The sequence below is a fragment of the Pelagerythrobacter marensis genome (assembly GCF_001028625.1).
Classification (GTDB): Bacteria; Pseudomonadota; Alphaproteobacteria; order Sphingomonadales; family Sphingomonadaceae; genus Pelagerythrobacter; species Pelagerythrobacter marensis.
This window is the reverse complement of sequence record NZ_CP011805.1, coordinates 1,480,898-1,500,051: the sequence shown is the minus strand read 5'-3', so window position 1 is coordinate 1,500,051 and position 19,154 is coordinate 1,480,898. Positions and strand designations below refer to the sequence as shown.

Below are 19,154 nucleotides of genomic sequence, written 5' to 3'. Positions count from 1 at the left end.
TGTCTCAGTGACCATGTTCGGCGCCCTCCTTCCCGAGTTCGGCCTTGAGCAGGAAGGCGTTGGCGACAGCGATCCGCCATCCCTCCTGGAGGCCGGAGAGAATTGTCACCATGCCCGCAGACCGAGTTCCGACTTGGACCTCGCGGGCCTGGAACCCGGTCTTCGTCCGGACAAAAACGACATCGCGCCCCTCCACCACCTGGATAGCGTCCTCCGGCACCGCGATGCGGTCGCGGTCGATCTCACCCGAAGGTCTGATCCGCGCCTGGAGAAACGCGCCCGGCTGAAGGCCAGGAATACCGCGCGACAACGACAGGACCGCAGTGGCACTGCGGCTTTCCGGATCGAGAGAAGGCGTGACCGAACGCACCCGGGCGCCAATTTCGCGGCCATCGCCGACGACCAGCACGGCCTCGTCACCAGGCTGGATGCGGGAGGCTTCAGCGGAAGGGAGCGCCACCTCGATCTGAAGCCCGTTCGGATCGACCACGCTGTAAAGCTCCTCGCCGGCGTTCACGAAGGCTCCGAGCACAATGGGTGCCGCGGTGATTCTGCCGGCCAGAGGAGAGGTGACTGCCAGCGATCGCCCATCACCGCTGACACCGGCTGCTGCTACTGCCGCCTGCGCCCGTTGCAGTTCCGAACGCGCTACGCTGAGATTGGCCTGCGCGGCTTCCAGGTCCTGGCGGGCGGTGACGTTTGCGTCGAACAACCGCCGTTCGCGTTCGTAGGCGGCCGACAGCTCGCCCACCCGCGCACGCGCGGCACTGAGCTGCGAGGCGAGAGCCGCAGCGTCCGCGCTTTCGATGCGGGCGACGGTTTCCCCGCGCGACACATAGTCGCCGAGCGTCTTGCCCACCGAGCGAACGACGCCAGAAGCACGGGCGTCGATCCGCGCGGAAGCGGTGGGGCTTGCAGCGACGGTCGCCGGGAAGACGAGCTCGACAGCGGCGCCAGACCGCACGGCGGTCAGCTGTATCGCGGCCTCGCTGATCTGCTCCTCGCTCAGTGTGACCACCCCCTCGGGTGTCTCCGCCTCCGCTTCCTCCTCCGTATGGTCGTCGTCTTTGGCGGTCGGCCAGAAGATCAGCGTCAGCGCGCCGATCGCGATTACGATACCGACGAGGATCGCCAGATTTCTGCGTATCATGGATGTATCTTTCATTGTGCGGCCAGCCCGATCAGTTCGGCTGCGGCCAGGCCCCTCTGTTCGCGGGCGGCGATGAGCGCCTCGCGGATCGTGTGGCGCGCCTCGGCGGCAGCGAGAACTTCGATCAGGGGGAAACGTCCGTTGCGATATCCGATGCTCACGAGGCGTAGCGCCTCCTCCGCCTGCGGGAGCGATGTCCGCGACAGGGTCTCGACGCGCGCTTCGGCACCAAGATACCTTGCGCGGGCGCTGGCGACCGCCTGCTCGTAGTCCGCGAGGGCTACGGCTTCGCGAGCGTTCGCTGCCCGCAACCGAGCCTCGGCAGCCGCAACGTTGCCCTGGTTGCGATCCCGAAAGGGAAGCGGGATCGAAACACCGACGAGGAAGGCGTTATCGCCGCTTTCTCCGAAGCGCCGCACGCCCGCGGAGACTGTCGGATCCGGAATACGCAGAGTTCGCTGCCGCTCAATTTCCGCCGCAGCAGCCGTGCTTTCGGCACGCGCGACCCTGTAGGTCAGACTTTCCGTCGCATCGGCCATAAGTGAGGCGGGCGGGAGAACATTCGGAAATTCAGCTGGAACGAAGGGCGCTTCACCGCCCGCCCATAGAGCGGCGAGCGCAGTTCGAGCTGACAGGCTCTCCGCCTCGGCCTCGACCAGATGTGCGCGCGCTTCGGCGAGGGCTGCATCCGCTCTCAGCGCGCGCAGAGGCGGCTCGCGGCCGACTTCCACAAGGACGCCAGCTATACGCGCCAGTTCTTCATTGCGCGCGACCACATCCTGCGCAAGTTCGACCCTGGCAGCTGCGGCAACAGCCGTGAGGTATCGCTCGCGCACCAGTTGGCCGAGTTCGACCGTGGTCAGATCGGCCCTGAGGGATGCGATTCCCGCCTGGGCTTCAGCCGCACTGACACGGGCGGAGCGTTTGCCGCCTAGTTCGAGACGCTGTCCTACAGAGAGTGTATACTCGGTCGCCTGAAGGCCGGAAAAAGCCCCGCTGCCAGCGAGGTTCTCGACCTCGAAGGACACTTCGGGATTAGGCCGGAGGCGAGCCTGATCGACAAGCGCCGCTGCCGCCTCGGATTCCGCGCGGGGACCCACGAGGCGAGGGTTGGTGGTGGCGGTATCGGCCTCAGCGGCGACCCCGCTGAGTTCGAGGGCGTCGTCGAGCGTGACGACACGCGGGTCCTGCGCGCTGGCAGGTCCCGTGGACAGGGCGAGTATCAGCCCCCAGACGGGGGCTGCTCGCCACGATATGGCGAACATTGATGGGTATCCTTTGGTGACGTTCAGTTAGCGTCGGAAAACAGGTCCGACGCGCGGCGAACGTCAGCCGCGAGGAGGGGGCGTTGCCAGTTCGGTCAGATTGGACGCGAACGAGGGCTGGTCGCCAGCGCGTAGGCCGCTCATCACCGAGCCCAAGGTGACGGCGTCAGACGACCGTCCGACGGCCTGCGAAGCATGATGGCAATGGCCATGCGCACATGCGCCGTGCTTCTCCGGGCCACGGTCATCATCGCCGGGCTCGTCGTGCTGCTCGAGTTGGGATGCTACCGAGGGCTCTCCCGCGCATTCGGCCGCTTCCGCCACCGGAGCCCACAGGACACCGAATGCAGTGCATAGCGTGATCAGCTGAAGCAAGAGGGAGCGGGCGAAGAGCCGGGTCATGGCGTGTCCGGTAGCATTGGCGGCTTGGCTGCGAAAGAACTATCTCGCCAGACGGAATGTGATTTCATAACAAAATCATCGATCTACTTCAAGCCACGAACATCTTGAGCTGGCGATTGACCAAGCACCCGACTGATCTCCGGTTCTATTTCCATCCGAGCGAATGCGCTTACATTCGAACGACCACTGTTTCCTATTGGAAGTCTCCCGGTGATGTTGCCTATGGGGGCAAGGGAAAGTCGGAATATCTGACCTAGAAGTTCGCGCCAATCACGCGTTCTCCACGCAAGCTCCAGCATACGCCAATGCGAGACGCAGTGCGGTCCCAAGCGGTCCTGAGCAACTACGTGGGCCCGTTCGAGATGGTGCCAGGCTTCCTCGAAATTCTGCTTGTCCGAAGCCTCGGCTGCGCGTCGGTATTCTTCTGCGAGAAATGCATCCCTGCTGGGAATGGTATTGCTATCCATGGGACAGCTCCTGGCGTGCCTGGCCGAACACCTCCGCACTGCCCCACAGGGCTAGTCCGGCCATGATCGAGGCGACGAGCAGGTCGGGCCACGCGTCGCCCGTTCCAAACACGCCGAGGGCGGCGCCAAGAACCGCAACGTTTCCGATCGCGTCGTTGCGAGAGCAGATCCATACCGATCGCATGTTCGCGTCGCCTTCTCGGAACCGGAAGAGCATGAGGGCGACGATCACGTTAGTCGCCAGAGCCAACGTGCCGACCACTCCCATTGTCTGGGGCTCCGGGTCCGAACCAGCGACGAGGCCGTAGATCGCGTAGCCAATTACCCACACGCCGAAAGCGAGCATGGTCGCGGCCTTCACAAGAGCGGCCTTGGCGCGCCATGAGAGTGCCAGACCTGCGACGCCAAGACTGATCGCGTAGTTCGCGGCATCCCCGAAGAAGTCGAGCGCATCGGCTTGGAGCGAACGGGAATCAGCAGCGACACCGGCTACTATCTCCACCACGAACATGGCTGCATTAGCGATGAGTGCGATCCACAGGACGCGGCGCCAGCGCGGATCGTTGTGCGCGGCAGAGTCAGGCTCCGGTGTCTGGCAGCAGGACTTCGCCATGCCACTCTCCTTGCAACGTTCGAGTCGCAAGAACATATGCACCTTGTAGCAACTACAAGGTCAAGCGATGCGTATCGGAGAACTTGCAAAAGCCACCGGCACAAAGGCGGAGACGATCCGCTATTACGAGCGCGAGGGCATCCTCCCCGTCGCCGACCGAACCGACAGCAACTATCGCGACTATTCCGATAGCCATCTGTCGACACTGATTTTCGTGCGCAGGGCCAGAGGTCTGGGGTTCAGCATGGCGCAGGTCCGCCAGTTGCTTGCGCTTTCGGACCATGAGGACAATCCGTGCGAAGACGTAGATCAACTTGTCAGGCAACAAATGCAAGAGGTCGAGCTGAAGATCGCCGATCTTACATCCTTGCACGAGGAACTTCAGGATCTACTGCGGTCCTGTGAGGCGGATCGGATCAAGGACTGCCGGATCGTCGAAAGCCTGTCACATCGACGATCGCGATGATAGCGACTTGCGTGCAAAAACATTCGACTGACTCTTACCGATGCAACGCAGCTGCCTATCCATTTCGGTCTGCGCAAGCGCTTCGTGCCGTCAGAGCAAGTGAGGTGAGGGGGACCACGACCCACATCAGCAAGGGTATTAAGCCGATGCCAAAGATTTCGGGCATGAGATCGGAATACCTCCACCCCCAAGGCACACGGACGGCCACGAACTCCACGACTACAGTGATAGCCAGCCCTATCGCGAGATAGGCAATGAGCGACAATCGTTCGGGACGTTGCAGCCAAGTCATGTCCTTCTTTATCCAAGAAGTGCCGAGATAGGCGATCACCATGATCCCGGCGTCGCCGAAACTAGCGAGACCGCAGCGCATGGTGACCTGCCAGACCGACAATCCTGCCGATACGAAAAAAGGCATCTGGAACATCTCCCAGACGAAGGCGACAAGGAAGCCGTGGATCGCAAGCCATGCCTCCGGTCTGTCGAGTTTTGCTCCCATACGGCGCGCCCTTGATCGAAGTTCGATTCAGAGCATCAGCGGTCGCAGTCGACGTAACCGGTGAAGCCGAGCTCGTCCTTCGCTCCGGGCGGAACCACGATCAGCTGCTGCGCTCGCAATCCCGCATTCCCTTCGTCGTCGAGTATTCGCGAGACCACGAGCAGTTCACCGCTGGTGTAGCGGTCTGGACCAACTGGTTCGACCGGGATCAGCTTCCCGTTGAGCTTGATGAAGCCAGTGCCGTCCTGCTCGTATACGAAGGCGGGGAAGCCCACCTCGGTCAAGCGAAACACGCAGCGCCCCCGCGCGCCGCCTATGGCGGCGATGTCGGCGTTGGTCATCGTCTCGGGCTTGACCAAGGCGGTTGCAACGCCATCCAACGCACTGGATGCGGGTTCGATCGGAGATGCCTCGGCAGGAGGATCGAGCTGCGCTTCGCGGTCGTTGCCGATCGCTGTGTTCTGGTTGCATGCGGCCAGAGTCGCGGTCAGTCCGGCGATGAGGAAAAGGTTCGCCTTCATTGCGCTACTCCCTCGTCAGGCGTTCCGACGGATGCGGGGGTTGATTGCGCCGTAGAAGAATCCGGCAATTCAATCCCTTCCGGCAGACGCTCCTCGGTCCGCACGCCGTTCTCCTCGATATCGGTGATCAGATACTTCATCTGCGCGATCTCGCGGCGCTGCGCGAGAATGATGTCATGGGCGAGCTTGCGCACTCGCGGATCCTTGATGCTGGCGCGCTCGCTGGTCATGATCGCGATCGAGTGATGCGGAATCATCGCCGCCATGTATTCCTCGTCGTCCACGGTGGTCTGACTGCGCACAAGCCAGAGAGCGAGTGCGAAGACGATCGCCGCGACGCCCAGGATGATGAAGTTCTTCGTCCGGTCCTTATACATGCCCCACATGAAGAGCAGCATGACGACCATCATCATCGCTCCCATCACGAACATCATCCAGAAGCGCGTTTCGCTCCAGAAGATGTGATCGGCATCGTAGGTGTTGGCATACATCAGGAAAAACATGATGACGGTCGAGGTCGAGACCATCGCCATGAAACGCCAGTAACTGCTGCCTCCACCGTGCTGCTTTTCATCTTGCGCATGTTTCATCGTGCTATCCCTAGAGTTAGATCGCGATCCAGTTGAGAGCCTTCGCCCCCATCCACAGGCCCATGCCGATCATGAACAGGTTTTCGGTCAGCGAGACGAAGCCCAAGGGCACGTTGCTGTTTCCGCCGACGCAGGCGCACTTCAATTCACGCTTGTCGATATAGACCGCCTTGAAGACGCTGACCGCGCCGACCGTGCCAATGAACAGCGACACCGGAACCGAGACGATGGGGAGCGTATGCGCGACCATCAAAATGCCAGCAAGCGCCTCGCCAAACGGATAGACGAAGCCGTAGGGCACCCAGCGTCGCGCCAGCAGGTCGTAGTTCAGGAACATGGTCGAGAAGCTGCGCACGTCCTGGAGCTTCTGGATCGCAAGCAGGGCCATCGACAGGCTGACGAACCACTCGATCGCCTGAACCGTGAAGATAGTATCGAACACATACCAGCTGATCGCGAGGCCGAGGAGGAAGGCCACGCCGAATATCGCGATGACCGGCTGGTAGCCGGTCTCGCCTTCCTTTTGGACGGATTTACCAAAATGCTCGCGCAGGTCGTCGTAGCCGCCGATCCTTTCGCCACCGATGAAGGTCTGTGGCGTGGTCTTCACGCCGTGCTTCGCCTTGAATGCGTCGGTTTCTTCGCGCGTCTCAAGGTGATGGTCGTCGATTTCGAAGCCTTCACGCTTCAATAGATCAATCGTCTTAATGCCGTAGGGGCACACATGGTCCGGCATCACCATCCGGTATACGGTGGCGGTCTTGACGGACGTGCTGACGGGTTTCCGATCACTCATCACATATTCCCCGGATAGTTCGCCCAGACACTGCGTCCTTCAGACCCGAAGGCGATGACCTGATAGGGCTGGCGATGATCGCCATGCTCCATTCCGGGAGAACCCATCGGCATACCCGCAACGGCGAGGCCGGTGACACCGTCCGGGCGCTCCGCGAGCAACCGCTCGACGTCGGCAGCGGGCACATGGCCTTCGATCACGTAGCCATCGGCGATCATGGTATGGCAGGAGCGCAGGTCGTCGGGAACGCCATGCTGCGTCTTGACCGCGCCCATGTCGAGATGGTCGACCGAGTTCACCTCGTGCTTCTCGCCCTGTTCTATATGATCGGCCCATTCGAGGCAGCAGCCGCAATTTGGATCTCGATACATGGTGAAGGTCGCCGCCTGGGCGACACCGGCACACGCAGCGACGAGGATGGTCGCGAAGGAGGCGAGCGAGCGGCGGACGGTCCTGGTCGAACGAGGGTTCATTGATGCATTCCTTCCATATCATGTCCTGACATGTCGGACATATCGTGCCCGGCGTGAGGATCGGGTGTCGGGGTCGTGGGAGTGGGACTTGGCGGTGCCGGTCTCGGCGCGGGTTCCGGTGCCGTGGATGAACGATCTTCCGAATTCCGGGCGGATGTCCGGGGTGCGGGATCCGGCGTCGACGCAGCGGCCGTCTGCGACGCAGCCGGAGGCGAGGCGCCATCAGCCGCAGTGTCCACGACATCCAACGGTCGCGTTGCCGCATCCTTCGTAGATGATGTAGCTCCGGCGCGGTCAGTCTGGTCCGTCTCGGAAACAGCGTCGGTTCCGCAGGCTGCGAGGGCGAGGGTTCCGATGGAGATAAGAGCGTAAAAACGAACAGGCATTTTCATAATCCCAGATGGTTGGATCCATGAGCGAGTTCGCCGCCCCAATACCCTTGAGCGAGCAAGACGATCGCGATCAGGAACAGCAGCCCCCTGAAGGGAAGGCGGTCCGCACGATGCGACAACAGCGCCGGGAGCGGGGCCGCTATCGCCAATCCCGTGCCGGTCCAGCGATGCCACTGCATCGTCGCATCGCCCCCAAGCCAGAGTCCGGTGTGGATCCATCCGAAGAGCGCGGCGACTACGGCACCGACGGCACCGCCCACGGCCATCACCCGCACCGCGCTTCGTAAGCCTGGCGCCGGGTTGAAGACGGAAAGAAGTTCGGTCAGTGCGGCCATCAGAAGCAAGGCGATCGGGAAATGCACCGTGGCCGGGTGCAGCCTCGTCCAGATCGATGCCGATTGAGCCTCGTGATGTTCTGCGGATCGTGTTGCATGCCCTTGCTCCTTTTTCGCGCCAACGGCTGGCGAGACCTCGTGAGAAACATTCGCGTTCGCTGTCGCGGCGGCGGGCGTAGCCTGGTCCTTCTCGTGTTGCTCCGGGCCATGAGCGAGAACGGGCTGGGCGATCGTCAGCAGGATAAGCGAGACAAGGAGGCGCAGCCCTGGAATCACCGTTTGGCCTTCTCGAACAGGTCGATCAGCTCACCGAACTTCTGCTTCTGCTCCTCGGCGTCGCCGCTCGCGATGGCCTCTGCCACACAGCAGCCTGCATGTCGTTTCAGGATTTCGCTCTCTGCACGCCCTAGCGCGGCTTTCACCGCTTGGATCTGCGTCAGGATATCGATGCAATACCGATCATCCTCGACCATCTGCGCGACGCCGCGCACCTGCCCTTCGATCCGGCGCAGGCGGTTCACGATGCGGGAAGTGTCGGGCTTGGTCACATGCCATCCTTTCGGGTCCATACCCTGTCGGGGTATCTTGCAATACCTTGTGGGGGTATATATGTCCGACGAAGAAGGAGTTGCAAGACCTATGTCCGAACTGAATGTTTCACGCCGGGGGCTGCTGAGCGCTGGTGTGCTCGGAGCCGGTGCGCTGGCGATGCCGGCCTGGGCCCGCGGGGCCAACATGAGCGGTCCCGCTATCCGTCAGGGTTTCGACGAGGTGTCGGGCCGCAGCATCGACCTCACCATCGCGCGTGGTCATTCCTCCGTGCAAGGCCGCCATGGCATGGGTGTCGCGGTGAACGGAAGCGTGCCCGGCCCGCTCGTGCGGCTGAAGGAAGGCGAGCCGGTGAACCTCAACGTCACCAACTCGCTCAACGAGGACAGCTCGATCCACTGGCACGGTCTCCTCGTGCCGTTTCAGTTCGATGGTGTGCCGGGCGTGAGTTTTCCCGGTATCAAGCCGGGCCAGACCTTCACATACGAGATGCCCGCCATGCGCCAGGCAGGCACCTATTGGTGGCACAGCCATTCGGGGCTGCAAGAGCAGGTCGGCCATTACGGTCCGATCATCATCGATCCTGCCGGACCCGATCCGGTGCAGGCGGATGCCGACTACGTGATGCTGCTCAGTGAGTTCACGCCGACGCATCCGCACACGATCATGTCCAAGCTGAAAAAGGGCGAAGGCTACTTCAACTACCAGCAGCGCACGCTCACCGACGACTATCCGCTGTCCGGCGAGGAACGGCGCATGTGGGCGGAAATGCGGATGATGCCGACCGACATCCTCGACGTGACGGGGTCGACCTACACCTACCTCGCCAATGGACATGGCCCCGAGGAAGATCTCGAATATCTGTTCTCTCGCGGTCAACGCGTGCGCATCCGGGTCATCAACGGCAGCGCGATGAGCTTCTTCAACGTGCGCATTCCGGGCATGAAGTTCTGGGTAGTGGCCGCCGATGGCCTCAACGTCCGGCCGGTCGAGGTCGAGGAGTTTCAGATCGGCACGGCCGAGACCTACGACATCGTCGTCGAACCGACCGGCGAGGCGCACACTATCGTCGCCGAGAGCATGGACCGATCGGGCATGGCTGTGGCGACGCTCGCCAGCCGAACCGGTGCACGCGCGCCGGTCCCGGCACTGCGGGATCCACCGCTGTTGACCATGGCCGACATGGGTATGGGCGGAATGGATCACAGCTCGCATGGTGGCGACTCCGGCGGGAGCATGGACGGCATGGACCACAGCGCCATGGGTTATGGCGAGCGCTCCGCCGGTGGAACGGACATGGGTGGAGAAGCAAGCGACGGGGCTATGGCAGGGATGTCGATGGACGGAATGAATATGCGGGACACTTCCCGCTTGCCGGCCGACGTCAAAGTCGGTCCCGGTATCGACATGGTGGCAATGAACCCGCAGGACCGGATGGGCGATCCCGGTATCGGTCTCGCCGATGTGCCGCACAAGGTGCTGAACTATCGCGATCTCGTGGCGCTCGAGCCAAATGACGATCTTCGGACGCCGTCCAGGCAGATGGAGATTCACCTGACCGGGAACATGGAACGATACATGTGGTCGTTCGACGGGCAGAAGTTCTCGGCCGTCAGCGACGAGCCGATCCGCTTTGCATACAACGAGCGGGTGCGCGTCAAGCTGGTGAACAACACAATGATGGCGCACCCGATCCACCTGCACGGGCACTTCTTCGAACTGGTCAACGGCGCACCCGCCGACCGGCAGCCGCAGAAGCACACCGTCATCGTGCAGCCGGGGGGCTTCGCCCAGTTCGACCTGACGGCCGATGAGCCCGGCGACTGGGCGTTTCACTGCCACCTTCTCTACCACATGCACGCTGGCATGTTCCAGGTCGTGACAGTGGCCCAGCAAGACAACCAGCCGGATGCGAAGCGCGTGGGAGAAAGCGGATGAAGTATCTGATCGCAATCCTGCTCGTCGGGGCGGCGTCGCCGGCTTTCGCGCAGCATCAAGGCCACTCCACTTCCGGCCGGGAGACCGAGTCCCCCTCGACACAGGAACAGAACGCGTGCGAAGCGGAAGCCGAACGGCACCGTGCGATGGGCCACGCAGTTCCCGAAGGTTCCTGCGCGCCGAGCGAGCAGCAATCCGATGATCATAGCGGCACGGACCATTCCCAGATGGACCACTCGACTATGGACCACTCGACTATGGAACATTCGTCGATGGACCATTCGAGCATGGGCCAGGAACCGGGTCCGAACGGGCAGGCAACCGGCGAACAGGTGGACCATTCGACCATGGCGCATGACGACATGGCGATGGAAATTCCCTCAGGACCACCCCCTGCCTCGGCGGGTTCGGGTCCGGCGAAGGCCGCGGACGCTTATTGGGGCGCCGAGGCGATGGACGAAGCCCGCGAACGCCTGCGCCATGAGCAAGGCGGCCAGCAGTATTTCTGGTTCCAAGGCGACCGTCTCGAGTATCGTGCCCACGAAGACGCCGATGGCTACCTGTTCGACCTGCAGGTATACTACGGCGGCGATCTCGACAAGTTCTGGTTCAAGTCGGAAGGCGAGGGCAGCTTCGGCGAAGAGATAGAAGGCGCCGAAGTGCAGGCGCTATACAGCCGTGCCATCGCTCCCTTCTTCGATTTCCAGGCGGGTATCCGACAGGACTTCGCCCCGATGGACCGCACCTATGCTGTCGTGGGTATTCAGGGTTTGGCGCCCTACCTCTTTGAGATCGACGCCGCCGCATTCCTGTCCGACCAGGGCGACCTTACCGCACGCGTGGAGGCCGAACTCGACCAGCGCATTACGCAGCGGCTGGTCGTCCAGCCGCGAGTGGAAGCGTCGTTCTCGGCACAGGACGTGCCCGAGCTCGGCATCGGTGCGGGGTTAGACAGCATCGAAGCTGGGGTGCGTCTGCGATATCACTTCGCCCGCGAGTTCGCTCCCTACATCGGAATCGATCAGGAATGGCGAATCGGCCAGAGTGCAGATTATGCCCGTGCTGAGGGCGAGGATCCCAACGTCACGAACTACGTGATCGGTGTGCGGTTCTGGTTCTAGACACCAACGACCGCCGCTGTTGAGTGATGTATCCGCGGCAACCAGTCCGACTGTGTGCCATCAAGGTAGAGATTTTCCCAGATCGCAGACCATGTAGGAGCTTTCGCCGCCGTAGCCGGCGAGTTGCCGGTTGATCGTCTCGCCGGTTTCGGGTTCGAAGCCTTGCCCCCGCCAGAACCCCGAAGTCTGATTGACCGAAACAAGGGCAAGCCTGTCGTAGTCGTAGCGTTGGGCGAGCTTCTTGAGGTTCGTCACCGCTGCGCTAGCTGCGCCGCTCCCTCTGGCGGCAGGCAAGAGGGCGATTTCATGGAGGTAGAGAACGTCGGCGTCGTCGGGTATCGATCCCAGAAAATGATCGAGGGGAACGGGCTCGCCGAACCGACCGGGGTGCGCAATGTGATAGCCCGCCACCTCGCCATTGCACTCAAGGATCGCGCAACCTTGCGGGAAGAGCTCGAGCCTCTCGGCGAACACTGCGGCATCCTCGGGGTAATCCGGGTGGGACGAAGAGGCCATGTCGGCGACGATCGGAAGATCCGACTGCATCATCGCGCGCCAGGAGCCATCAGTGAACGATATCATCAGGAAGATACTATCCTGCGTGGGACGACAGTCGAGCCCAGCCAGACATGATCTTTCGACCAGATACGATCATCTTCGCAAGTGCTATCCATGGATACCAATCGCACAAGTGTGGTTCCCAGTTCCAATGGAGCATTCGCCAAAGTAGTCGTCCTAGAAAACGGTCTACGGAGGTGTCAGCTGGCCACCGCGCACGATCATCAGAATTGATTTTCCGCTTGAGGAGTTCGGCATCGTTTAGCTGGTGGAACGGCGGCTGCGGCATGTCGTTGGCCTATCGAAAGTATAGACATCCAGGAACGAAATCGTGAAAACCGCCACTCTTCTCCTTTCTTCGGCGCTCGCCTACGCCGGACTTGCGGCCTGCACGACCTATGTCGAAGATCAATCCGAAGGTTCGGTCGAGGCAGGCGAGACCGTGCTTACCGGTAATCTCGTCTATCGCGAGCGTATCGCCCTGCGCCCCGGTAGCACGGCGAGGATCAGCCTAGAGGATGTCTCCCGGGCGGACGCGCCATCGCACACCATCGCGAGCCGGACGATCCAGCTGGACGGACGACAGGTTCCCATCCCCTTCACGCTCGGGGTCGATACTGAAGACTTGTCGGCTCGCGGTCGCTATTCGCTGCGCGCGACGATCCACGGACCCGACGGAAACCTCGCGTGGACGACCGACACTGCTCGGCTGCTCCATCCATCTGCGGGAGACCAGGACTTCGGCAATGTGATGCTGGTTCAGGTGCGGGGCGGCGGCAGTAGCGGCGAGCGGAACGAAGTCGCATACAGATGCGGCGATACGACTATCGAGGTCCTCTATTCTGACAACGACGCCATCGTCCGTTTCGATGACCGGGAGGAGAACCTTCGTCGGGTGCCGAGCGGGTCGGGCGGGAAATATGAAAACGGAAGATCACGGCAATCGGACTATGTCCTGTTCTGGGAAAAAGGAGGCAGCGCGCAGCTGCAAGCAGGCGCTCGCGATTATCCCAAATGCACGCGCGTCACCTCATCAACCGCGATATTGCGTCCGGGACACCAGTGGGTGGTCGAGGACATCGACAATCGAGGAATCATCGACGGCAGCCGCGTGACGATGACATTCTCCGCTGAAGGTCGGATATCGGGGCGGGCGTCCTGCAACGACTACACCGGTTCCTATCGGATCGAGGGGCAACGCCTCATCGTGCCCGACCGCCTCGCGGTCACCAGGAAGCTCTGCGCTCCCGCGCTCATGGACCAGGAAGAGCGTTTCCTTTCTGCTTTGACCCGTCCGTTAGACGTGTCACGCAATGCCAACGACGCGCTGTTGCTCGTGAACGACGATGAGAATTCGCTGCGAGCGCGCTAGAACCCCGCTTCAGAGCGATCTCGACTGGGCTTGCCGGAGAAGGTCGATCTGATCGATGAGCACCCGCGGGTTGTAACCTTCCAAAAGATACGCCTCGCAACTCTTTCGAGCTAGCTTCACCTCACGCTCATCGCGCTCGCGTTTCGTGCGTCGACGCGTCCCCGATCGGTCCTTAACCGAGCCGGAGACGGTGTCGTCCGTTACCGCAAGGTTCGCGGATCTGGAAGCGTGGCGGGACAAATAGGCATCCAGTCGTCGCACCCTCGCGGTGACCCGCTTCAACGAACCACTCTTCGCCCGCGAAATGAACGGCTGATCGGTATCGATCGCCGATGCGATCACCTCCTGCGGAGGCAGGGCGCGATCGTTCAGTCGCGTCCGCAGGAGCGCGAGGAATTCATCGGTTCCGACCTCTTTCATCTTGATTCGCTTAATCGCATAACGCATAACGCATATGCAATATGCGATTTGTAGATCTCTTCTCGGGTGCGGGCCTTTTCAGCGGCGGTTTCGTGCAACAGGGCTTCAGTCCGGTGCTGGCCGTCGACCTGTCCAATGACGCCATCGCCAGCTATGGCCGGAACATCGCGCCTGTGGGTCGCTGCGGCTCGGTCGCGGATCTCGAGCGACTGCCTGATTGCGAAGTGCTCATCGCGGGTCCGCCCTGCCAGGGCTTCTCCACGCTCGGTCGGCGCGACCCTCTCGACGAGCGTAACGCGCTGGCCTTCGAAGTCGTCCGGCTGGCTGCGACCAATCCGCCCGACGTCGTGGTCATCGAGAACGTCCCCCCATTCGTGCGATCCCATGCCTGGTCCAAGATCCGGGATGATCTCGTCGCGCTGGACTACGAGGTAACCCCATGGGAGCTCGACGCGTCGGACTATGGCACGCCGCAATACAGACGGCGCTCGTTCACCATCGCAAGTCGCGTGGGCGTGCCGGTAGTTCCGACACCGACAGGCCCTGCCGTTCCGGCGCGAACCGTTCTGGCGCGCCCGGTGGAACCGGATGATTCATTGCACCGATGGCCGACGCCGACGTCTCTGGCAGAAGGTCGGATGAGACTAATTCCTGCCGGCGGAGACAAGCGCGACCTGATGCGAGCCGCGCCCGAGCTGTGCCCGCCATCCTGGAAGCAGGTGGGTTGCCAGGCCACGGATGTCTGGGGCCGTATCGACCCTGAGAGGCCCGCCAACACCTTGCGATGTGCTTTCCAGAACCCGTCAAAGGGGCGCTACATCCACCCCACGGCGAACCGGGTGATCTCTCTCAGGGAGGGCGCTCGTCTGCAGGGGGTGCCCGACGACTGGCAATTCGTCGGACGCAACTACCCCGTGGCACGCCAGATCGGGAACGGGGTTCCTGTTCCGTTGGCGAGGGCGGTAGCGAGCAGCATTCGCCGGCTCTTGACGGAGCAATTCCGATCGGCAGCATGAGCAGGGCAACTTGTCCCGACAGGGGGCCATTTCCGAGTAAGAGCGAACCATCTATCGGGCTTTGGCGAGCTCACGATCGTGTTGAGGATACGGCACGTGGGCTTAGCAAGTCGCGCGGTTATCTAGATGGGGGCCCTGAAGGGACGGGTTGGCGTGATCCCTTCGCCATCGCAGGGCGAGCGTGGCTCCAGACGACTGGTAGAATTGAAAGCCATCGACCATATTGATCATGAAGGCATCACGGGGAGTGGAAAATGGAACAGCTCACCAAGCGTATCGAAAGGTTGAAATCGAGGCTCGACGACCTTCGAACGACCAAGGACGAACTGCTGCCCCCTGATCTCCAGCGATCCAGGGACATCGAGCTTACCTATTCCTCGAACGCCATCGAAGGAAGATCCGAGCGCGCCCGACTTCCAGCAGTTTAGGAGCGTTGAAAACTGACGGATCGATGAGATGGCAAGTCCTGCCGAAACGGGCATAACCGAAGGATGAACAGCCCAAATACGATTCGCCAACAGGACCGACCCGCCGAATTCCCGCTCAAGATACAAGGGGGCATGCTCGAGGCTCTCGGCATCAACATGTATGCCACGATCGGCAAGTGCCTTGTGGAGTTCGTTGCCAACGCCCACGATGCGGAGGCGACCCGCGTAGACATCTCAATACCCTTCGACGCTATCGAGGAAGCGAGAGGGAAGGCGCGGGAGACTGCCAAGGCGCAGGTCGAGGCAGGGGATCGTGACCCGTTCACCGTCCTGCTCACGCCGTTGCCCGAAGACCTGAAGATCACGATCAGTGACGACGGGCACGGTATGTCGCCCGAACAGATCGAGGAGCGGTTCCTGCCCGTCAACCGCAAGCGCCGGGAAGACGCGGACGGCGAAGAGACCGTGCTCACCTCGGAGAGCGGCAAGCGACATGTCATGGGACGAAAGGGGCTCGGAAAACTCGCGGGCTTCGGCGCGGCGACGAAGGTGGTTATCGAGACCAAGAGGGAGGGGCAGGACTTCGCGACCGTCTTCACGCTCGACGATGCGGTGATCCGCGAAGCCGAGGACATCGGCGAGGTCCGTATCCCGGCCGAATACATCGAAGGGCGGCCCATCGAACAGAAGGGAACCACCGTCACGCTATACGGCCTGAAGTCCGATGCCGTGCGCTACGCCTTTGAAACCATCGCCAAGCAGATACGGAGTGCGTTCTTCGGCATCCGCGCCGACGAGATGGCGATCCACATCAACGATACGCTGATAGAACAACCCGATCCCGACTACGTCTTCGTCTACCCGCACGGCGCGTCGGAAGACGACTTGGCGGACGACGAGGTCCAGATCGGCGAGCTGGCCACCATGCCCGTCCGCTACATGGTGGGCTTCCGCAGACAGAACCTCCCCACCAGCCAGCGCGGCGCGCGGATCTACTGCAACAAGCGGCTCGCGGCCGGTCCCTCGCTCTTCGGGCTGCCCACGGGCATGCACAACTTCCACAGCCAGAGCTACATGGAATGCATCGTGCAGGCCGACGAACTCGACCGGCATGGCATCGACCTTATCAACACCAATCGCAGCCAGCTGCGCGAGGACAACGAGATCGTCGCCGCACTCCTTGAGTTCGTCGAGGAGCGGATGCGACGCGCCCTGGCCGCCCATGCGAAGTGGAAGGAGGAGGTGGTCGACGACGAGATCACCAAGGCGCCCAAAGCCCGCTTCGCCATGCAGATGACCAGCACGCTGGAAGGACCTGCAAAGGCGTCAGCGCGTCGGTTGCTGCGTCGGCTCGCCATCGAGCACGGGGCCGACTCGCGCGAGTTCGAGGAGCTCGCGCCGCTCATCGTCCAGACCATGAACACCGGCGAGGTTCTGATCCGTCTCAGCCATCTCGAGACCAACGTGGAGACGATCCGGCAGGTCGCGCTCAACCTCATCGAATTGGCGGACATCGAGAAGAGCGACGCGCTCAAGATCTACCGCGGCCGCCGGGACGCCATTAACGCGCTGCTCGCCCTGGTTCGGAAGGGCGAGCATGAGTTCTGGAAGAAGAAGGGCATAGAGAAGGAACTGCACCAGCTCCTGAAGGAAGAGCCGTGGCTGATCAGGCCGGAATTCAATCGCTACCTGACCAGCGACGAGCGCTTGACGAACGTGTCGACAATGCTCGCCGAGCATCTCGGTGTCGACACGCAGGCGGCGCTGGATGACCCCAAGCGACCGGACCTCGTCTTTTTGATGAGCGATACCGGGCAGCCACACCGCATCATCGTGGTGGAACTCAAGTCGACCAGCCTCCCTCTCAAGCACGAGCATCTCGTCCAGTTGAAGGGCTACATGGCCAAGATCGAGACCTACTGCCGGACCGAACTCAACCGGAAGGTGACGGTCCATGGTTACCTGATAGGCTCGATGCCGGACGAGAAGACCGTCAACGATGACGAACGTCTGCTGCTCCACGAGATCGAGAAGCAGGGCCTCAATTCGGAATGGTCGGTCATGGGGACCCGTTCGATGCTCGAATATGCACAGGTCGCGAACGGCCATGCGATAGCAGCGATGGAAAAGGACCTCGCCGACCTAGATCAGGACGCCGAAAGCGAGGCGGATCCCGAAAACGTCGCAGCAATCCAGCAAAATGACGGTGCGGAAGCCCATGATTGCCGACCGGTTACGTGAAGCACAAAAGCCGACATTTCTCGGCGCCGTTGCCTCGGCTCCTTCACGAGCATTCCGCCGGAGGGGCGGAATCGCCCGCAAGTCTGCAATGTTCGAACGTCGATCGATGGTGAACTTCGGGCCGCTACCGGCTGCGCGATGAGCGAAACGAGCCATCGCGCACACGCCGCGTCACCTTTTTTTCCACCCATCTTTGCGGACGAGCTCCTGCTTTCGGCTGTCGCGCGCTTCTCGTCCCTCTCCCGAATGGACAGCTATTCGACGAACGAAGCGCTTTTCGGGCGGCGGAAGGTCCGCTTCGCCTACGATCTTCCCATAGGGGTCGCGAGCCTGGCCAAGGCGATTGGCGCCTCCGATCCAGCGCAGTTGATCCGCGAACACACCCTATATCCCTTCTTCGTGGCACTGCTTGAGCAGAGGCAAAGGGACGAGGTGCTGCGTGCGATGCTCTCCGATCTTAAAGTGCACAACAAGGTTCTTGGTCGCCTGTCCCATGTGCCACGTCCCGAATTTCTCCGCTTTTGCCCAGCTTGCGATCTCGCGAACGAGGCGAATGCCGGTATGCGATACTGGCAACGACGACACCAGCTGCCCACGAGCCTGGTCTGCGTCGAACATCGTATTCCGCTCCGGGCTTCCTCGGTGACCACTTCGTCCGGCGTGCAGCGATACGAACTCGTTTCGGAACCCCAAGTCCAGGGATCGCCACTGCTGCCAGAGATGGGTGAACCTTCCCTCGAAAGGTTTCTTCATCTCGCCTCCGTGGGTTATGACCTCTTGGATTGGCAGGGAAAAGCTCGTCCCGCGTTCGATCCATCGCTTCGGACCATGGTGCTGGAAACCGGCTACCGCAGGAGTCCAGGCCATGACGACATCGATAACGTTCGGCTGGCCCGAGAATTCCGGCGGGATAGCGCCGATTTGATCCGGTTGTGGCCGTGGTTGGCCAAGGCAGTAAATACCGCGGGTCATTACGGCTGGGTAACGATGCATACGACAAGAGATGCGCCGCCATCGCGGGTGACGTTCACCTATGCAGTGCTGCGATCGTATCTCCAGCTCAAGAAGAGTAGCTTCTTCTTTCCCGCCGAGACACGAGATTGGACGGGCATTCACGTCGACCTCAGTGCGGTGGAGAGGCGAAGGAGGATGGAGAGCCTGACGGAAAAGGAGCTTAAGAAGCTGGTGTCCACAACAATCGATCAGATCCTTCTCGAGCAGCCCCCGGTTCGAGCGCTCCCGACCGAAATCTTTCGCCGTTCGCCAGCGATTGCCCATGCTTGGCGCATCGATCTGGGAGGACAATTTCGCTCATTGCTGACCGACCGTGCCGAAAGTCTAGACAGTTTCCATCTCCGCGTTATCCGCTATGCTCTGACTGAGGCGTCGAGAAACGACAGAACTCTATCCGACAGCGACCTGCTGCATCTATTGGGCAAGCGAACCATCGACGAGGTCAGAAAGCTGCGGGCGGTCGTAGAAAGAGATGGCTTCGGCACAGATAAGCCCTCTTTCGGAGCCCGATCGCTCGAATGACGCATG

Annotated in this window: 21 protein-coding genes; 8 read left to right on the top strand and 13 right to left on the bottom strand. The window is 61.6% G+C overall.

The window, feature by feature from the left end; translation table 11 throughout:
* Nucleotides 1-4: 4 nt before the first annotated feature.
* From AM2010_RS07255 to AM2010_RS07240, 4 genes are all read right to left on the bottom strand, one after another.
* Nucleotides 5-1,150 carry an efflux RND transporter periplasmic adaptor subunit gene (locus AM2010_RS07255; protein WP_047806504.1) on the bottom strand — a complete coding sequence of 382 codons (1,146 nt, stop codon included), beginning with the start codon at nt 1,148-1,150 and terminating at the stop codon, nt 5-7.
* 11 nt (nt 1,151-1,161) lie between these two features.
* Nucleotides 1,162-2,415, bottom strand: coding sequence for a TolC family protein (locus AM2010_RS07250; protein ID WP_047806503.1), 1,254 nt, complete (start codon nt 2,413-2,415; stop codon nt 1,162-1,164).
* A 485-nt stretch (nt 2,416-2,900) separates the two neighbouring features.
* The gene (locus AM2010_RS14010; RefSeq protein ID WP_082132827.1) at nt 2,901-3,284 is read right to left on the bottom strand and encodes a DUF3703 domain-containing protein; all 384 of its coding nucleotides are present in this window, start codon (nt 3,282-3,284) and stop codon (nt 2,901-2,903) included.
* Entirely contained in the window at nt 3,277-3,897 is a 621-nt protein-coding gene (locus tag AM2010_RS07240) for a cation efflux transmembrane domain-containing protein (protein ID WP_047807785.1), read from the bottom strand. The genes AM2010_RS14010 and AM2010_RS07240 overlap by 8 nt, the downstream gene beginning before the upstream one ends.
* Nucleotides 3,898-3,964: 67 nt before the next feature.
* On the opposite strand from AM2010_RS07240, the gene AM2010_RS07235 reads away from it, so the two are divergent.
* Nucleotides 3,965-4,363 (top strand): MerR family transcriptional regulator, encoded by a 399-nt coding sequence (locus tag AM2010_RS07235; protein WP_047806502.1) that lies wholly within the window; start codon nt 3,965-3,967, stop codon nt 4,361-4,363.
* A gap of 55 nt (nt 4,364-4,418) precedes the next feature.
* On the opposite strand, the gene AM2010_RS07230 is transcribed toward AM2010_RS07235, so the two are convergent.
* The 7 genes from AM2010_RS07230 to AM2010_RS07200 all read right to left on the bottom strand — a co-directional run bounded on the left by AM2010_RS07230 (nt 4,419) and on the right by AM2010_RS07200 (nt 8,517).
* Entirely contained in the window at nt 4,419-4,862 is a 444-nt protein-coding gene (locus tag AM2010_RS07230) for a hypothetical protein (protein WP_047806501.1), read from the bottom strand.
* A 35-nt stretch (nt 4,863-4,897) separates the two neighbouring features.
* Entirely contained in the window at nt 4,898-5,383 is a 486-nt protein-coding gene (locus AM2010_RS07225; protein ID WP_047806500.1) for a DUF6692 family protein, read from the bottom strand.
* Nucleotides 5,380-5,910, bottom strand: coding sequence for a DUF305 domain-containing protein (locus tag AM2010_RS07220; protein WP_047807784.1), 531 nt, complete (start codon nt 5,908-5,910; stop codon nt 5,380-5,382). Before AM2010_RS07220 ends, AM2010_RS07225 begins: the two co-directional genes overlap by 4 nt.
* 79 nt (nt 5,911-5,989) lie before the next feature.
* Nucleotides 5,990-6,769, bottom strand: coding sequence for a glutaredoxin family protein (locus AM2010_RS07215; RefSeq protein WP_047806499.1), 780 nt, complete (start codon nt 6,767-6,769; stop codon nt 5,990-5,992).
* Nucleotides 6,769-7,242, bottom strand: a complete 474-nt coding sequence (locus AM2010_RS07210; RefSeq protein WP_047806498.1) for a DUF411 domain-containing protein — start codon at nt 7,240-7,242, stop codon at nt 6,769-6,771. The genes AM2010_RS07215 and AM2010_RS07210 overlap by 1 nt, the downstream gene beginning before the upstream one ends.
* A 388-nt stretch (nt 7,243-7,630) precedes the next feature.
* Nucleotides 7,631-8,245 carry a DUF2231 domain-containing protein gene (locus tag AM2010_RS14005; protein ID WP_058350902.1) on the bottom strand — a complete coding sequence of 205 codons (615 nt, stop codon included), beginning with the start codon at nt 8,243-8,245 and terminating at the stop codon, nt 7,631-7,633.
* Nucleotides 8,242-8,517, bottom strand: a complete 276-nt coding sequence (locus AM2010_RS07200) for a metal-sensitive transcriptional regulator (RefSeq protein WP_236699435.1) — start codon at nt 8,515-8,517, stop codon at nt 8,242-8,244. The genes AM2010_RS14005 and AM2010_RS07200 overlap by 4 nt, the downstream gene beginning before the upstream one ends.
* Nucleotides 8,518-8,608: 91 nt before the next feature.
* Between AM2010_RS07200 and AM2010_RS07195 the strand changes: the two genes are divergently transcribed.
* Together AM2010_RS07195 and AM2010_RS07190 are read left to right on the top strand one after the other, a co-directional pair.
* Nucleotides 8,609-10,456 carry a copper resistance system multicopper oxidase gene (locus tag AM2010_RS07195; RefSeq protein ID WP_082132826.1) on the top strand — a complete coding sequence of 616 codons (1,848 nt, stop codon included), beginning with the start codon at nt 8,609-8,611 and terminating at the stop codon, nt 10,454-10,456.
* Nucleotides 10,453-11,577 (top strand): copper resistance protein B, encoded by a 1,125-nt coding sequence (locus tag AM2010_RS07190; protein ID WP_047806496.1) that lies wholly within the window; start codon nt 10,453-10,455, stop codon nt 11,575-11,577. Before AM2010_RS07195 ends, AM2010_RS07190 begins: the two co-directional genes overlap by 4 nt.
* A gap of 60 nt (nt 11,578-11,637) precedes the next feature.
* Here AM2010_RS07190 and AM2010_RS07185 read toward each other — a convergent pair whose 3' ends face one another.
* On the bottom strand, nt 11,638-12,159 hold the full coding sequence (locus AM2010_RS07185; RefSeq protein ID WP_047806495.1) for a GNAT family N-acetyltransferase: 522 nt from the start codon (nt 12,157-12,159) through the stop codon (nt 11,638-11,640).
* 307 nt (nt 12,160-12,466) lie between these two features.
* Here AM2010_RS07185 and AM2010_RS13740 point away from each other — a divergent pair, with 307 nt between their 5' ends.
* Complete coding sequence (locus tag AM2010_RS13740; RefSeq protein WP_053043992.1) at nt 12,467-13,507, top strand: META domain-containing protein; 1,041 nt, start codon at nt 12,467-12,469, stop codon at nt 13,505-13,507.
* Between the two features lie 9 nt (nt 13,508-13,516).
* Here the strand turns inward: AM2010_RS13740 and AM2010_RS07175 are convergent, their stop codons facing one another.
* Nucleotides 13,517-13,954: a hypothetical protein gene (locus tag AM2010_RS07175; protein ID WP_047806494.1), complete on the bottom strand. Its 438-nt coding sequence runs from the start codon at nt 13,952-13,954 to the stop codon at nt 13,517-13,519.
* A 14-nt stretch (nt 13,955-13,968) separates the two neighbouring features.
* Here AM2010_RS07175 and AM2010_RS07170 point away from each other — a divergent pair, with 14 nt between their 5' ends.
* The 4 genes from AM2010_RS07170 (at nt 13,969) to AM2010_RS07160 (ending at nt 19,148) form a co-directional block, all read left to right on the top strand.
* Complete coding sequence (locus AM2010_RS07170; RefSeq protein WP_047806493.1) at nt 13,969-14,943, top strand: DNA cytosine methyltransferase; 975 nt, start codon at nt 13,969-13,971, stop codon at nt 14,941-14,943.
* Between the two features lie 254 nt (nt 14,944-15,197).
* Entirely contained in the window at nt 15,198-15,371 is a 174-nt protein-coding gene (locus AM2010_RS14185) for a hypothetical protein (RefSeq protein ID WP_156178715.1), read from the top strand.
* Nucleotides 15,372-15,434: 63 nt separating this feature from the next.
* Nucleotides 15,435-17,612: an ATP-binding protein gene (locus AM2010_RS07165; protein WP_082132825.1), complete on the top strand. Its 2,178-nt coding sequence runs from the start codon at nt 15,435-15,437 to the stop codon at nt 17,610-17,612.
* 138 nt (nt 17,613-17,750) lie between these two features.
* Nucleotides 17,751-19,148 carry a TniQ family protein gene (locus AM2010_RS07160; RefSeq protein WP_082132824.1) on the top strand — a complete coding sequence of 466 codons (1,398 nt, stop codon included), beginning with the start codon at nt 17,751-17,753 and terminating at the stop codon, nt 19,146-19,148.
* Nucleotides 19,149-19,154: the final 6 nt, after the last annotated feature.

Bases quoted from the DNA above. Each gene is read 5' to 3' on its own strand.
- AM2010_RS07255 (WP_047806504.1), bottom strand. From the start codon at position 1,150: ATGATACGCAGAAATCTGGCGATCCTCGTCGGTATCGTAATCGCGATC.
- AM2010_RS07250 (WP_047806503.1), bottom strand. From the start codon at position 2,415: ATGTTCGCCATATCGTGGCGAGCAGCCCCCGTCTGGGGGCTGATACTC.
- AM2010_RS14010 (WP_082132827.1), bottom strand. From the start codon at position 3,284: ATGGATAGCAATACCATTCCCAGCAGGGATGCATTTCTCGCAGAAGAA.
- AM2010_RS07240 (WP_047807785.1), bottom strand. From the start codon at position 3,897: ATGGCGAAGTCCTGCTGCCAGACACCGGAGCCTGACTCTGCCGCGCAC.
- AM2010_RS07235 (WP_047806502.1), top strand. From the start codon at position 3,965: ATGCGTATCGGAGAACTTGCAAAAGCCACCGGCACAAAGGCGGAGACG.
- AM2010_RS07230 (WP_047806501.1), bottom strand. From the start codon at position 4,862: ATGGGAGCAAAACTCGACAGACCGGAGGCATGGCTTGCGATCCACGGC.
- AM2010_RS07225 (WP_047806500.1), bottom strand. From the start codon at position 5,383: ATGAAGGCGAACCTTTTCCTCATCGCCGGACTGACCGCGACTCTGGCC.
- AM2010_RS07220 (WP_047807784.1), bottom strand. From the start codon at position 5,910: ATGGTCTCGACCTCGACCGTCATCATGTTTTTCCTGATGTATGCCAAC.
- AM2010_RS07215 (WP_047806499.1), bottom strand. From the start codon at position 6,769: ATGAGTGATCGGAAACCCGTCAGCACGTCCGTCAAGACCGCCACCGTA.
- AM2010_RS07210 (WP_047806498.1), bottom strand. From the start codon at position 7,242: ATGAACCCTCGTTCGACCAGGACCGTCCGCCGCTCGCTCGCCTCCTTC.
- AM2010_RS07195 (WP_082132826.1), top strand. From the start codon at position 8,609: ATGTCCGAACTGAATGTTTCACGCCGGGGGCTGCTGAGCGCTGGTGTG.
- AM2010_RS07190 (WP_047806496.1), top strand. From the start codon at position 10,453: ATGAAGTATCTGATCGCAATCCTGCTCGTCGGGGCGGCGTCGCCGGCT.
- AM2010_RS07185 (WP_047806495.1), bottom strand. From the start codon at position 12,159: ATGATATCGTTCACTGATGGCTCCTGGCGCGCGATGATGCAGTCGGAT.
- AM2010_RS07175 (WP_047806494.1), bottom strand. From the start codon at position 13,954: ATGCGTTATGCGATTAAGCGAATCAAGATGAAAGAGGTCGGAACCGAT.
- AM2010_RS07170 (WP_047806493.1), top strand. From the start codon at position 13,969: ATGCGATTTGTAGATCTCTTCTCGGGTGCGGGCCTTTTCAGCGGCGGT.
- AM2010_RS14185 (WP_156178715.1), top strand. From the start codon at position 15,198: ATGGAACAGCTCACCAAGCGTATCGAAAGGTTGAAATCGAGGCTCGAC.
- AM2010_RS07165 (WP_082132825.1), top strand. From the start codon at position 15,435: ATGAACAGCCCAAATACGATTCGCCAACAGGACCGACCCGCCGAATTC.
- AM2010_RS07160 (WP_082132824.1), top strand. From the start codon at position 17,751: ATGAGCGAAACGAGCCATCGCGCACACGCCGCGTCACCTTTTTTTCCA.